Source organism: Escherichia coli (assembly GCF_036503815.1).
GTDB classification, from domain to species: Bacteria; Pseudomonadota; Gammaproteobacteria; order Enterobacterales; family Enterobacteriaceae; genus Escherichia; species Escherichia coli_F.
Map to the genome: position 1 here is coordinate 2607901 of NZ_AP027764.1, position 13801 is coordinate 2621701.

Annotated in this window: 12 protein-coding genes and 1 pseudogene; 7 read left to right on the plus strand and 6 right to left on the minus strand. The window is 49.2% G+C overall.

What is annotated here, in order from left to right:
• Positions 1 to 20: 20 nt before the first annotated feature.
• From narZ to narI, 4 genes are read left to right on the plus strand one after another with little or no spacing between them, the layout of a single operon-like run.
• Positions 21 to 3761 (plus strand): nitrate reductase Z subunit alpha, encoded by a 3741-nt coding sequence (narZ, locus tag AABJ99_RS12530; RefSeq protein ID WP_039021779.1) that lies wholly within the window; start codon positions 21 to 23, stop codon positions 3759 to 3761.
• Complete coding sequence (gene narH, locus AABJ99_RS12535; RefSeq protein ID WP_039021778.1) at positions 3758 to 5302, plus strand: nitrate reductase subunit beta; 1545 nt, start codon at positions 3758 to 3760, stop codon at positions 5300 to 5302. The genes narZ and narH overlap by 4 nt, the downstream gene beginning before the upstream one ends.
• Positions 5302 to 5997 carry a nitrate reductase molybdenum cofactor assembly chaperone gene (gene narW, locus AABJ99_RS12540; protein WP_032303006.1) on the plus strand — a complete coding sequence of 232 codons (696 nt, stop codon included), beginning with the start codon at positions 5302 to 5304 and terminating at the stop codon, positions 5995 to 5997. Before narH ends, narW begins: the two co-directional genes overlap by 1 nt.
• Entirely contained in the window at positions 5994 to 6674 is a 681-nt protein-coding gene (gene narI, locus AABJ99_RS12545) for a respiratory nitrate reductase subunit gamma (RefSeq protein ID WP_000617115.1), read from the plus strand. Before narW ends, narI begins: the two co-directional genes overlap by 4 nt.
• A gap of 65 nt (positions 6675 to 6739) precedes the next feature.
• Here narI and AABJ99_RS12550 read toward each other — a convergent pair whose 3' ends face one another.
• On the minus strand, positions 6740 to 7930 hold the full coding sequence (locus tag AABJ99_RS12550; RefSeq protein ID WP_039021777.1) for a DUF4303 domain-containing protein: 1191 nt from the start codon (positions 7928 to 7930) through the stop codon (positions 6740 to 6742).
• 136 nt (positions 7931 to 8066) lie between these two features.
• On the opposite strand from AABJ99_RS12550, the gene yddE reads away from it, so the two are divergent.
• A complete protein-coding gene (gene yddE, locus AABJ99_RS12555; RefSeq protein WP_160523774.1) occupies positions 8067 to 8960 on the plus strand; it encodes a PhzF family isomerase in 894 nt (297 codons plus the stop codon).
• Positions 8961 to 9055: 95 nt separating this feature from the next.
• Here the strand turns inward: yddE and nhoA are convergent, their stop codons facing one another.
• Complete coding sequence (nhoA, locus tag AABJ99_RS12560; RefSeq protein WP_039021775.1) at positions 9056 to 9901, minus strand: N-hydroxyarylamine O-acetyltransferase; 846 nt, start codon at positions 9899 to 9901, stop codon at positions 9056 to 9058.
• A 174-nt stretch (positions 9902 to 10075) separates the two neighbouring features.
• Here nhoA and yddH point away from each other — a divergent pair, with 174 nt between their 5' ends.
• Positions 10076 to 10645: a flavin reductase family protein gene (gene yddH / locus AABJ99_RS12565; protein ID WP_039021774.1), complete on the plus strand. Its 570-nt coding sequence runs from the start codon at positions 10076 to 10078 to the stop codon at positions 10643 to 10645.
• A gap of 391 nt (positions 10646 to 11036) precedes the next feature.
• Here yddH and AABJ99_RS12570 read toward each other — a convergent pair whose 3' ends face one another.
• The 3 genes and pseudogenes from AABJ99_RS12570 to AABJ99_RS12580 all read right to left on the minus strand — a co-directional run.
• Positions 11037 to 11672 carry a hypothetical protein gene (locus AABJ99_RS12570; protein ID WP_032184207.1) on the minus strand — a complete coding sequence of 212 codons (636 nt, stop codon included), beginning with the start codon at positions 11670 to 11672 and terminating at the stop codon, positions 11037 to 11039.
• A gap of 213 nt (positions 11673 to 11885) precedes the next feature.
• Positions 11886 to 13025: an ISAs1 family transposase gene (gene ydcC, locus AABJ99_RS12575; protein ID WP_338387346.1), complete on the minus strand. Its 1140-nt coding sequence runs from the start codon at positions 13023 to 13025 to the stop codon at positions 11886 to 11888.
• Positions 13026 to 13169: 144 nt separating this feature from the next.
• Positions 13170 to 13289, minus strand: a pseudogene (locus tag AABJ99_RS12580) (hypothetical protein); the annotation flags it as partial.
• On the opposite strand from AABJ99_RS12580, the gene AABJ99_RS12585 reads away from it, so the two are divergent.
• The gene (locus tag AABJ99_RS12585) at positions 13237 to 13410 is read left to right on the plus strand and encodes a HepT-like ribonuclease domain-containing protein (RefSeq protein ID WP_077782439.1); all 174 of its coding nucleotides are present in this window, start codon (positions 13237 to 13239) and stop codon (positions 13408 to 13410) included. The pseudogene AABJ99_RS12580 and the gene AABJ99_RS12585 sit on opposite strands and share 53 nt — an antisense overlap.
• 59 nt (positions 13411 to 13469) lie before the next feature.
• Here the strand turns inward: AABJ99_RS12585 and AABJ99_RS12590 are convergent, their stop codons facing one another.
• The gene (locus AABJ99_RS12590; protein ID WP_039021994.1) at positions 13470 to 13730 is read right to left on the minus strand and encodes a hypothetical protein; all 261 of its coding nucleotides are present in this window, start codon (positions 13728 to 13730) and stop codon (positions 13470 to 13472) included.
• Positions 13731 to 13801 lie beyond the last annotated feature (71 nt).

Here is a 13801-nt window from a genome sequence, read left to right on the forward strand (position 1 = left end):
CCTGGAGCAGGAGTTATGTCATGAGTAAACTTTTGGATCGCTTTCGCTACTTCAAACAAAAGGGCGAAACCTTTGCCGATGGTCACGGACAGGTGATGCATAGCAACCGCGACTGGGAGGACAGCTATCGCCAGCGTTGGCAGTTCGACAAAATCGTGCGTTCCACCCACGGCGTTAACTGTACAGGCTCCTGTAGCTGGAAAATCTACGTTAAAAATGGTCTGGTGACCTGGGAAATCCAACAGACCGACTACCCGCGCACTCGCCCTGACCTGCCCAATCATGAACCTCGCGGCTGCCCGCGTGGCGCAAGTTACTCCTGGTATCTTTACAGCGCTAACCGCCTGAAATACCCGCTCATTCGTAAACGACTGATTGAACTGTGGCGCGAAGCCCTCAAGCAACACAGCGATCCGGTACTGGCGTGGGCATCGATTATGAACGATCCGCAAAAGTGCCTGAGCTACAAACAAGTGCGTGGGCGTGGCGGCTTTATCCGCTCCAACTGGCAGGAGCTAAACCAGTTGATTGCCGCCGCTAACGTCTGGACCATCAAAACTTACGGTCCTGATCGCGTTGCCGGTTTCTCGCCGATTCCGGCGATGTCGATGGTTTCTTACGCCGCCGGAACACGCTATCTGTCGCTGTTAGGTGGCACCTGTTTAAGTTTCTATGACTGGTATTGCGACCTGCCGCCTGCCTCGCCGATGACCTGGGGCGAGCAAACCGACGTGCCAGAATCTGCCGACTGGTATAACTCCAGCTATATCATCGCCTGGGGTTCTAACGTACCGCAAACGCGCACACCAGACGCCCACTTCTTTACCGAAGTACGTTACAAAGGTACCAAAACTATCGCCATTACCCCGGACTACTCTGAAGTAGCCAAATTGTGCGACCAGTGGCTGGCACCGAAACAAGGCACTGATAGCGCCCTGGCAATGGCAATGGGCCATGTGATTTTAAAAGAGTTCCATCTCGATAATCCCAGCGACTACTTTATCAATTACTGCCGCCGCTACAGCGACATGCCGATGCTGGTAATGCTGGAACCGCGCGACGATGGCAGCTACGTTCCCGGACGGATGATCCGTGCATCTGACCTGGTGGATGGGTTGGGCGAAAGCAACAATCCGCAGTGGAAAACCGTGGCAGTTAATACTACGGGTGAACTGGTGGTGCCTAACGGTTCGATTGGTTTTCGTTGGGGCGAAAAAGGCAAATGGAACCTGGAATCTATCGCCGCCGGAACAGAAACTGAGTTAGCGTTAACCTTGCTCGGTCAACACGACACTGTTGCAGGCGTGGCCTTCCCCTACTTTGGCGGCATTGAAAATCCACACTTTCGCAGCGTAAAACATGATCCCATACTGGTGCGCCAGCTTCCGGTGAAAAATCTGACGCTCGCCGATGGAAGCACTTGTCCGGTGGTTAGCGTTTATGATCTGGTACTGGCAAATTACGGCCTCGATCGCGGGCTGGAAGATGAAAACAGCGCGAAAGATTACGCTGAAATCAAACCTTACACCCCAGCCTGGGGCGAGCAAATTACCGGCGTACCGCGCCAGTATATTGAAACCATCGCCCGCGAATTTGCCGATACCGCCCATAAAACGCATGGGCGATCGATGATTATCCTCGGTGCTGGCGTCAACCATTGGTATCACATGGACATGAACTACCGTGGGATGATCAACATGCTGATCTTCTGCGGTTGTGTCGGGCAAAGCGGTGGCGGCTGGGCACACTATGTCGGTCAGGAAAAACTGCGCCCGCAAACCGGCTGGTTGCCGCTGGCCTTTGCGCTCGACTGGAACCGACCACCGCGCCAGATGAACAGCACCTCGTTTTTCTACAATCATTCCAGCCAATGGCGCTATGAAAAAGTCTCTGCTCAGGAGTTACTTTCACCGCTCGCCGATGCCAGTAAGTACAGCGGTCATCTGATTGATTTCAACGTTCGCGCCGAACGTATGGGCTGGCTACCTTCTGCGCCGCAGCTGGGGCGTAACCCGCTCGGGATTAAAGCTGAAGCCGACAAGGCCGGATTATCCCCCACAGAATTTACCGCCCAGGCGCTGAAATCGGGCGATTTACGCATGGCCTGCGAACAACCAGATAGCGGCAGCAATCATCCGCGTAATTTGTTTGTCTGGCGTTCTAACCTGCTTGGCTCCTCCGGCAAAGGCCACGAATATATGCAGAAGTATCTGCTGGGAACCGAAAGTGGGATTCAGGGTGAGGAACTCGGTGCCAGCGACGGGATCAAACCAGAAGAAGTCGAGTGGCAAACTGCGGCGATTGAAGGCAAGCTCGACCTGCTGGTGACGCTCGACTTCCGTATGTCCAGTACCTGCCTGTTCTCCGATATCGTTCTGCCCACCGCCACCTGGTACGAAAAAGACGATATGAACACCTCGGATATGCATCCGTTTATTCATCCGCTTTCTGCGGCGGTCGATCCGGCGTGGGAATCACGCAGCGACTGGGAAATCTACAAAGGTATTGCCAAAGCATTTTCGCAAGTGTGCGTAGGGCATCTTGGCAAAGAAACCGACGTGGTATTACAACCCTTACTGCATGACTCTCCGGCAGAACTCTCCCAGCCGTGTGAAGTGCTCGACTGGCGCAAAGGCGAATGCGATCTGATCCCGGGTAAAACCGCGCCCAATATTGTAGCGGTGGAACGCGACTACCCTGCTACCTATGATCGCTTTACCTCGCTCGGGCCATTGATGGACAAACTTGGCAACGGCGGTAAAGGGATTTCGTGGAATACCCAGGATGAAATCGATTTCCTCGGCAAACTCAATTACACCAAGCGTGATGGCCCGGCACAGGGGCGACCGCTGATTGACACCGCCATTGATGCATCAGAAGTGATACTGGCGCTGGCACCGGAAACCAACGGGCATGTGGCGGTCAAAGCGTGGCAAGCGCTGGGCGAAATCACCGGACGCGAACATACCCATCTGGCGCTGCACAAAGAGGACGAGAAGATCCGCTTTCGCGATATTCAGGCGCAGCCACGTAAAATTATCTCCAGCCCCACATGGTCTGGTCTGGAAAGCGATCACGTCTCCTACAACGCCGGATACACCAACGTTCATGAGTTAATTCCGTGGCGCACGCTGTCGGGACGCCAGCAGGTCTATCAGGATCATCCGTGGATGCGTGCCTTTGGTGAAAGCCTGGTGGCTTATCGTCCGCCTATCGACACCCGTAGCGTCAGTGAAATGCGCCAGATACCGCCAAACGGCTTCCCGGAAAGAGCACTTAACTTCCTGACGCCGCATCAGAAATGGGGCATTCACTCAACCTACAGTGAAAACCTGCTAATGCTGACGCTCTCTCGCGGTGGACCGATTGTCTGGATCAGCGAAACCGATGCCCGTGAATTGACCATTGTCGATAACGACTGGGTGGAAGTGTTTAACGCCAACGGCGCGCTGACTGCCCGCGCGGTGGTCAGCCAACGTGTACCGCCGGGTATGACCATGATGTATCACGCTCAGGAACGCATTATGAATATTCCTGGTTCGGAAGTAACCGGCATGCGCGGCGGCATTCATAACTCGGTCACCCGCGTTTGCCCAAAACCAACGCATATGATTGGCGGTTACGCGCAGCTGGCCTGGGGCTTTAACTACTACGGCACCGTCGGCTCGAACCGCGACGAATTTATCATGATCCGCAAGATGAAGAACGTTAACTGGCTGGATGATGAAGGTCGCGATCAGGTACAGGAGGCGAAAAAATGAAAATACGTTCGCAAGTCGGCATGGTGCTTAACCTCGATAAATGTATCGGCTGCCATACCTGTTCGGTGACCTGTAAAAACGTCTGGACCGGACGCGAAGGCATGGAGTACGCATGGTTTAACAACGTCGAAACCAAACCGGGCATTGGTTATCCGAAAAACTGGGAAGATCAGGAAGAGTGGCAAGGCGGCTGGGTCCGCGATGTCAACGGTAAGATCCGCCCGCGTCTGGGCAGCAAGATGGGGGTGATTACCAAAATCTTCGCCAACCCGGTGGTGCCGCAGATTGACGATTACTACGAACCTTTCACCTTCGACTACGAACATTTGCATAGCGCGCCAGAAGGTAAACACATTCCTACTGCCCGCCCACGTTCGCTGATTGACGGCAAACGGATGGACAAAGTGATCTGGGGGCCAAACTGGGAAGAACTGCTGGGCGGTGAGTTCGAAAAACGCGCTCGCGACCGCAACTTTGACGCCATGCAAAAGGAGATGTACGGTCAGTTTGAAAACACGTTCATGATGTACCTGCCGCGCCTGTGCGAACACTGCCTCAACCCCAGCTGTGTGGCGACCTGCCCCAGCGGCGCGATCTACAAACGCGAAGAAGACGGTATTGTGCTGATCGATCAGGACAAATGCCGTGGCTGGCGTTTGTGCATTAGCGGTTGTCCGTACAAAAAAATCTACTTCAACTGGAAAAGCGGTAAGTCAGAAAAATGCATCTTCTGTTATCCGCGAATTGAGTCCGGTCAACCGACCGTTTGCTCAGAAACCTGCGTGGGTCGTATTCGCTATCTTGGCGTGCTGCTTTACGACGCCGACCGCATCGAGGAAGCGGCGCGCACCGAGCGCGAAGTTGACCTCTATGAACGCCAGTGCGAAGTGTTCCTCGATCCGCACGATCCCTCAGTGATCGAAGAAGCCCTGAAACAAGGTATTCCACAAAACGTGATTGAAGCTGCCCAGCGTTCGCCAGTCTACAAAATGGCGATGGACTGGAAACTGGCGTTACCGCTGCACCCTGAATACCGCACCCTGCCGATGGTCTGGTACGTTCCTCCGCTGTCACCGATTCAGTCTTACGCTGATGCGGGCGGCTTGCCGAAAAGCGAAGGCGTGCTGCCCGCCATCGAAAGCCTGCGTATTCCGGTGCAATATCTCGCCAATATGTTGAGTGCCGGTGATACCGGTCCGGTACTGCGGGCGCTGAAACGGATGATGGCGATGCGCCACTATATGCGTTCACAAACCGTGGAAGGCGTTACCGATACCCGCGCCATTGACGAAGTAGGCCTGAGCGTCGCCCAGGTCGAAGAGATGTATCGCTACCTCGCCATTGCCAACTATGAAGACCGTTTTGTCATTCCAACCAGTCATCGGGAAATGGCGGGCGATGCCTTCGCAGAACGCAATGGCTGCGGTTTTACCTTTGGCGACGGTTGCCACGGCTCGGACAGCAAATTCAACCTGTTCAACAGTAGCCGTATCGATGCCATCAACATCACCGAAGTGCGCGACAAAGCGGAGGGCGAATAATGCAGATCCTCAAAGTGATCGGCCTGTTGATGGAGTATCCGGACGAGCTGTTGTGGGAATGTAAGGAGGACGCGCTGGCGTTGATCCGCCGCGACGCACCGATGCTCACCGATTTTGCACTCGACCTGCTCAACGCGCCGCTGCTGGATAAACAGGCCGAATGGTGTGAAGTGTTCGACCGCGGGCGCACCACGTCGCTGCTGCTGTTCGAACATGTTCATGCCGAATCCCGCGATCGAGGCCAGGCAATGGTGGACCTGCTGGCGGAGTATGAAAAGGTCGGTCTGCAACTGGATTGTCGGGAACTGCCCGATTATCTGCCGCTATACCTGGAGTACTTAAGTGTGCTGCCGGACGATCAGGCAAAAGAAGGATTACTCAACGTTGCGCCGATCCTCGCCCTGCTTGGCGGACGCTTAAAACAACGCGAGACACCGTGGTACGCGTTATTTGACGCCCTTTTGCAACTGGCAGGAAGTCCCCTGTCAAGTGACAGTGTCACAAAACAAATTCGTAGTGAAGAGCGTGACGACACCCGCCAGGCACTGGATGCGGTGTGGGAAGAAGAACAGGTGAAGTTTATTGAAGATAACGCCACGGCGTGTGACAGCTCGCCGCTTAATCAATATCAGCGACGCTTTAGCCAGGATGTCGCGCCGCAGTACGTCGACATCAGTGCGGGAGGTGGGAAATGATTCAGTATCTGAACGTCTTTTTTTACGATATCTACCCATACATTTGTGCGACGGTGTTTTTCCTTGGCAGCTGGCTGCGCTATGACTACGGGCAGTACACCTGGCGCGCCTCCTCGAGCCAGATGCTCGATAAACGCGGGATGGTGATATGGTCGAATCTGTTCCATATCGGCATTCTGGGGATCTTCTTCGGTCATCTGTTCGGCATGTTAACACCGCACTGGATGTACGCGTGGTTTTTACCAGTGGCAGCGAAACAACTGATGGCGATGGTGCTCGGCGGTATTTGCGGCGTGTTGACGTTGATTGGCGGTGCAGGACTGCTGTGGCGCAGGCTGACAAATCAGCGTGTGCGTGCTACTTCCACCACGCCGGATATTATCATCATGAGCATTTTGCTGATCCAGTGTCTGCTGGGGCTAAGTACCATACCGTTTTCAGCACAGTATCCTGATGGTAGCGAAATGATGAAGCTGGTGGGTTGGGCGCAAAGCATTGTCACTTTCCGTGGTGGATCGTCAGAAATGCTTAACGGCGTAGCGTTCGTTTTCCGCCTGCATCTGGTATTGGGAATGACCATCTTCCTGCTCTTTCCGTTCACCAGATTGGTGCATGTGTGGAGCGCGCCTTTTGAGTACTTTACTCGTCGGTACCAGATTGTGCGCTCGCGGCGATAATTCTGCTTTTAAAAACCGCCTGTGTTTCTCGCTATACGTTGACAGAAAACCAGGCGGTTTCAACCTTAATGATTATCTTCAAACTCTTCCAAAACATATTGAGCATGGAATTGAATACAGGGCCAGGATGAAGCTAAGCCAGCGCGAGCAGTGGGTACTTCATTGGCGGTGATGGTGCAAAAGCCTCTTCCAGGTGCCATTTCTTTTGCTATGGCTTCAACCAACTCTGGATGATGACTAAGGACAAACTCTAACGGGGTATAATCTAAGGGTAAATGACGTCCATGGTTTCGAAATGCCAGATATGGAGCTGTTACTCCACGAACAAAAATTTCTACAGGGAGTTGGGAAATGTGTTCTGCCAATAAATTCATATGCCCAAGCCGCGCTATGGCCGCAGCAGCCCAACAGCGGTTACTCCCATCGGCAGTTTGATCGTCCAGCAGGCTTGTCAGAACAGCAATCACATTCTCATTAGATTCATTAATTTCTGCAATCAATTTACAGGCATTCCATGCTTTGTCTGCATTTTTAACTTCTTGCAGCAAAGCAGGTAACGCCAGTTGACCTAGTTGTTTGAGTAATACTTCGTAATCGTCTAAAAGTAGACCCGGGGGTTTTCTGCCAAATATTTGCGCGATTAATTCTGCTATCCGTGCTTGTAAAGGCAAACTTTTCAGATATTGCCTCTCCTGTTTAGCCTGAGAATATTCAGGGAAATATTGTAATATTTGTTTTTTTGTCAGACTTAACGGGATCAACTCTCCAACCTCATCAGAGGCTATGGCGATAAAGTTTTTCTCCACTACCCCTTCACGTAAGAGTTGTAATCGTGCTTTTTTGGCCGCTTTCGGAAAAACACGCAAAAATTGCTCATACACCTCATTCCAGGCATCAAATGTTCCATTAATTGCAGCGAATTCATGGCATTCATTAGCCCATTGCTCGCATACTCTGTTAGGTTCATCATTGTGCTTCTGGTCTGCAGGCGACCAGCGTAAGTCCTGTGTGAGTTTTTCGACGGTTTGTGTAAATCCATTTTGCTGATAAACAGTAACAATAGAGGCCAAGCTTTCCTCGGTGCCAACTGCCAGACAAGGCCAGTCAATGACGTCCCCATCCCCATAGAAACAATGAAACATAGCGCCGTAGATATGTTCGCTTGGGTGTTCCTGATGTACATGTTTCACGGAAGCCACCATATAATTAATGGCCGCCGTTTCTATCCCTTGCCAGTCAAATTGTACTTGCTTCATAAAGCTATCCCTGTGAGGCAATATATAAAGTTAACCATTTTATCCTGATAGTTATTTCAACATGGCTTGCCAGGGATTAATTCAGAAAAGTGCCCTAAACAGGCTATGATAGTTCTCCAGCCACAGGAGAACGTTAATGAAACCGCAGGTTTATCACGTCGATGCTTTTACCGCTCAACCGTTTCGCGGCAATTCTGCCGGTGTTGTTTTCCCCGCCGATAATCTCAGTGAAGCGCAAATGCAGCTTATCGCCCGCGAATTAGGTCATTCGGAAACTGCTTTTCTGCTGCACAGCGACGACAGCGATGTGCGCATCCGCTACTTTACGCCAACGGTTGAAGTGCCGATTTGTGGTCACGCGACAGTAGCTGCGCACTATGTACGTGCAAAGGTGTTAGGTTTAGGAAATTGCATGGTCTGGCAAACGTCACTGGCAGGAAAACACCGCGTGACTATCGAAAAGCATAACGATGATTATCGTATTTCGCTGGAACAAGGTACGCCGGGCTTTGAGCCACCGCTGGAAGGTGAAACACGGGCGGCAATTCTCAACGCATTGCATCTTACCGAAGACAATATTCTGCCGGGTTTGCCGATCCAGGTGGCAACCACAGGACACTCAAAAGTAATGATCCCACTGAAACCAGAAGTGGATATCGACGCCCTTTCGCCTGATCTTGCTGCGCTGACCGCTATCAGCAAACAGATTGGCTGCAATGGTTTTTTCCCGTTCCAGATCCGCCCTGGCAAAAATGAAACCGATGGTCGTATGTTCTCACCAGCGATAGGTATTGTGGAAGATCCGGTGACCGGGAATGCCAATGGCCCGATGGGCGCATGGTTGGTACATCACAACTTACTACCCCACGATGGCAGCGTGTTGCGTGTTAAAGGCCATCAGGGGCGCGCACTGGGGCGTGACGGCGTGATTGATGTGACGGTGACAATTCGAGATAACCAACCGGAGAAAGTTACCATTTCCGGCACGGCGGTGATTCTTTTCCATGCTGAATGGGCCATTGATTTTTGATACCGTTGCCTGATGCGCTTCGCTTATCAGGCCTACAACCGGGCTAATGTGGGCCGGTTGTAGGCGTTTACGCCGCATCCGGCCCCTGGCACAAACTATTTCCCCGCCTCCGGATGCGTATCAAACGCCGCCATCACCAACGCCAGTTCATCCACAGTAAAGCCATGCTTTGCGTCATCTACGCCCAGACCAAACTGCTCCTGCATCACGGCATATAACGACGCCACATCCGCTAGATTTCGCTGCTCCACCGCGTGCCCATTTTCATAATGGGTAAAATGAAAATTGGTCAGTGTCAGTTTGCCACCGTCCGGCAAATGGCGGCACAACAGCAAATGATGGCGAAAATGCGATTGCGGCCAGTGCGCAGACCAGAAATTCCCCATCACATAATCACTTTGTTGTTGTTCACAGAGATCAAAACGGTACATCGACTGCCAGTGCTGATGATGATTAAACTGCAACACCCAATCATCACCCTCCTGTAACAACCGATACTCTCCGTGTGGCGTGATCTGCACGAGATCGGGAACTAAACGAATCGGCGCGGTTAGCGTCTGTCCACCGAAACCGACATCAGCAATCCATTTTTCCCCTTCCAGTTCCACCAACAACAAACGATGGGTGCGCGGCGGTAATGCTGGCGGATTAGATAACACTACGCGCCCTAACAGACTGCGTACCTGAAAACCCAGCTCGCGTAACACCCGCTCAAACACGCCATTCTGCTCAAAGCAGTAACCACCACGCCGGGCGAGCACCAATTTCTCTTCCAGCGATTGATCATCAAGCTGCATTTCTCTCGGCAGCAAAACATCGAGATTTTCAAATGGAATGGTGCAATTGTGTTTCAGGTGTAATGCGCGCAGCGTTTCGATATTGACCGCAGCCGCTCCCGACCAGTTAATGCGGGTAAAATAGTGATTCAGAATGGGCGTCATCAGGCGTTTCCGTTTGTGGTTTTCTCAATTTATAACCTGGAATAGACGCCGCACCGGCTATTTTGTGCGATCGCGGACATGCATCACGTTCGCAAATCGCCAATCCCGTTAATTTCGTTACTTATTGCGTTACGAGCTACGCTTTTAAAACACCCTTCTTAGCGAGGCGATACCGTGAGCCGATTCATCCCTGTCGAATTACACCATGCCAGCCGTCTGTTAAATCATGGCCCCACAGTTTTGATAACCAGTTTCGATGATAAATCTCAGCGACGTAATGTGATGGCTGCGGCCTGGTCGATGCCGGTAGAGTTTGAACCGCCACGTGTGGCGATTGTGGTAGATAAATCGACATGGACCAGGGAGTTGATTGAGCGTAACGGTAAATTTGGCATCGTTATCCCGGGCGTTGCGGCGACTAACTGGACGTGGGCGGTGGGAAGTGTGTCGGGTCGTGAAGAAGATAAATTTAATTGCTATGGCATTCCGGTTGTGAAAGGTCCGGTGCTTGGATTGCCGCTGGTTGAAGAGAAATGTCTGGCGTGGATGGAGTGTCGATTGCTACCAGCGACTTCTGCGCAAGAAAAATACGATACGCTATTTGGCGAAGTGGTATCGGCAGCGGCAGACGCACGAGTATTTGTCGAAGGCCGCTGGCAGTTTGATGATGACAAACTCAATACACTACATCATTTAGGTGCTGGCACGTTTGTTACCAGCGGGAAGCGAGTTACGGCGGGCTAAAGAATCATATGCAGCAACCAAGTTGCTTAAGCAATTTTCCATATGAGTTAAAAACATATTTTATCTCACGATTGCATATTTTTAGTGAAGATTAATTTATCCTCACCAACATCATAGTAATTGCGTATTATCGCCTCATTGATAAAGCCCTGTTTTGTATAAAATGCGCGGGCGGCACTAAAATCGATATGGCTAGAGATCTCTACTAAAAGTAGTCTTGCGTGATTGGGACAGATCAAGAAAAAGCAGTTTTGCAGTTTTTTATTTCAGGGCACAGTTGCGAAAATTGAATACCGTATGGACTAATGTGAGAAAATTCCGAGGTATGACTGTTTTGATATAGTGGACAATCAAGCGTCTCGAATTAACAATGAATTTCAGGTGCCAAGCCTTACAATTTGTAGCATGACGGATATAGGACAACATTAGGAAATCGGACAGAAAATTCATTATAATAAAATGACAACTTATCTCTTTCTCTCACGTTCTGTGAAATTTCACAAAAGTATAAACTGAGCCAATATGCCTTTATATATAAAAAATACTCATGTTTATTATTATCGGAAAAAGCCAAGATTTGATTAAGGCCATCAAAAATATCTTTCTCATGATCTATATGTACTCTTGATGATTTTACAATATCTTTTAATTCGCGGTAAATCTTATTAAATAGCGCAACCGATTCACTGTTATTGAATCCATAGTTGATAAAAAGACATGATTTAACATCCGATATTAGTAAGTCGTCATAATCTATCTCAATTCCACACAATTTCACGATATACTCAGCTATAGTATTACTTTGCAAGGACTCAACAACTGACAGTAAAACAGATGGATGCAATAATATTTCAAGAAGACTTCTGTCGATATTTTTATACACATTTATTGCAAATTCATCACTCGTCCCATCGATGATGTCAGATATTAAAAAAAATACATACTCGGGGAGTTCATACCACATATTAATTTTAATAATATCACGACACATATCTTCTAACTGTTGTAATCTATTACCTTTATTCATAACAACCTTAATATTATATGGAATCTTTGGCGGAATCTTCTTACTCCGCGGAATTTTACTAAAGCTTTGTTAGATAAAATATGCGTATCACTGACAGCATGTTATTAATTCACTCTGGTGTTATTTGACAAAAATACCCCCTCCTGTTTTCACCTCTTTGTATTTATGATAATTAAGGGGAGTGCTAATTTAATATAAATACCCAGGGCAAGATTACGAAAGCCCGCTCCCCGCAAGGACTGACGCCAGGTAGTTTCTGTCCATGGCTGCTTTTCGCATCTTACGCCTTAACCCTGCCCTGGATACCTTATCATTCGTCAAAATATTAATAGCGATATGCCGTATCCCTGAAAATAATTCTGCTGCATTTCCTCTTCTTATTTTGCAGTCGTCTTCATTCATTACCACGTCCAGACGACGCCAGTGCAGCTTATTCTCCACGTGCCAGTGGTTTCGGATTGCTGTGGCGAACTTCTCTGCGGTTAAATCAGCAGAACTGATATAATATCTGACCGTCATTTCTGGCTCTTTCTTTTGTTCTGCTATTATTGACCGAAAGGAGACTGCCACGCATAATTTCTTCAGACCTTTCCATTCAAACGTGAACTCAATAAGTTCATCAGGGACATCGCAAACAATGTGAAGACGGATTTCTTCTCTGCCGTGACTCTTTTCACTAATTGCGTAACTGTCATGCTCTGGATTATTTAATTCTTTCAGCGGAAATTTTTCCCCGAAGGCTTTATTTAGCCGCCCCTGGTTTCCTTTTACCGCGAATAAATAATCACCTCCCTGTTTTTGTATCTTCTCTGCAATATCTTTCTGGCAACCCATCGCATCAGTTGTGATGATTTTTCCTTTAATATCCAGCATGTTAAGAAGTTCAGGGATAGCTGTAATTTCATTGGATTTCTCATCCGTCCTGATCTGTCCGATGACCAGACTGTGCATTGTTGAGAACGCACTAATGACATGAATCGCTCCCCTGCGGCGACTCTTGTCATAAGAATGCCGGAGTGTTTTTCCATCAATTGCGATGACGTCTTTATCATCTGAAGAATGGCAGTCACGCATCCAGTTAATAAAGCACTCGTGAAATTTTGCAGGACTGATACAGGATACAACTCTGGCGATGGTATCGTGAACAGGAATACCATTTTCAAAATCACCGTATTGTTTTAAAAAATCGAGATGTGTTTCCCCAAAATCCTCTATATCTTCCCAACCTTCTGCACCCGAAATAACGGCGCAAATAGTCAACAGTAGAATATCCGATAATTTATGTTCCACTTTCCAGGCTTGTCTGTAATCGGGGATAACAGAAATATGTTCCATCAATTTTTTAAGTACCATTTTGTTCTCCTTAATTATGTAAGGAGTATTTGATCATGTATAAGCAATAAAAAACAGCTTCAGGTAATGAGGAATATCTCAATTTTTAAACATAAAATGCGAATTATTTAGTACAAAAAGTGAACTTCTGATGATCTTTCCCTGCCGGCCTGCCGCGTCATAGCTGTAGTCTGTGTTTCCGGTCTGTTTCAGCCGGTGGCCGCGCTGATACATGTCAGTATCTGCGCTTATCCGGTGCCTGCCCGCTGATTGTGCCTTCAGATGCAACCGCATCGCACACGGATATTTCGACATCAACCTCGAATTGGTATGGGACACCGTACAAACAGCGCTGCCTGAGTTGCTCAGACAACTATCGGTTTTGCGCCGGGAAGAACAATCCTGAATGCTGCGCGCCGACTCCATATAGCCAAAAGGGCGTTATACGTCCTTTATCATCAATAACTAAAACCGTTTATTCGCCAAAAGCTGGCTATACCACTTGATTTCAGCCTCCATTTGCAACCACGCCTCGCACGCACCAGCCTCTCGTTCAGGCAAATAAATTCGACGCTGTGCATTACCATTTTCATTCAATAAAACCGGATAGCGGCTGGTTTCATTTGACAGCAACGGGCGGACATAATCGATCATGACATAATCCTCAGGTAAACCATGCTTTTCAGCAATCTGGGCTAATTTGATAAGTTCAGGGGTAAAAAACATTGCATGCTCCTTTGTTCAATTTTTGGCAATGCTATGAGAAATACCGCGCACAAGTATTTGCCGAAAAAAAC

Bases quoted from the DNA above. Each gene is read 5' to 3' on its own strand.
- narZ (WP_039021779.1), top strand. From the start codon at position 21: ATGAGTAAACTTTTGGATCGCTTTCGCTACTTCAAACAAAAGGGCGAA.
- narH (WP_039021778.1), top strand. From the start codon at position 3,758: ATGAAAATACGTTCGCAAGTCGGCATGGTGCTTAACCTCGATAAATGT.
- narW (WP_032303006.1), top strand. From the start codon at position 5,302: ATGCAGATCCTCAAAGTGATCGGCCTGTTGATGGAGTATCCGGACGAG.
- narI (WP_000617115.1), top strand. From the start codon at position 5,994: ATGATTCAGTATCTGAACGTCTTTTTTTACGATATCTACCCATACATT.
- AABJ99_RS12550 (WP_039021777.1), bottom strand. From the start codon at position 7,930: ATGAAGCAAGTACAATTTGACTGGCAAGGGATAGAAACGGCGGCCATT.
- yddE (WP_160523774.1), top strand. From the start codon at position 8,067: ATGAAACCGCAGGTTTATCACGTCGATGCTTTTACCGCTCAACCGTTT.
- nhoA (WP_039021775.1), bottom strand. From the start codon at position 9,901: ATGACGCCCATTCTGAATCACTATTTTACCCGCATTAACTGGTCGGGA.
- AABJ99_RS12570 (WP_032184207.1), bottom strand. From the start codon at position 11,672: ATGAATAAAGGTAATAGATTACAACAGTTAGAAGATATGTGTCGTGAT.
- ydcC (WP_338387346.1), bottom strand. From the start codon at position 13,025: ATGGTACTTAAAAAATTGATGGAACATATTTCTGTTATCCCCGATTAC.
- AABJ99_RS12585 (WP_077782439.1), top strand. From the start codon at position 13,237: ATGTCAGTATCTGCGCTTATCCGGTGCCTGCCCGCTGATTGTGCCTTC.
- AABJ99_RS12590 (WP_039021994.1), bottom strand. From the start codon at position 13,730: ATGTTTTTTACCCCTGAACTTATCAAATTAGCCCAGATTGCTGAAAAG.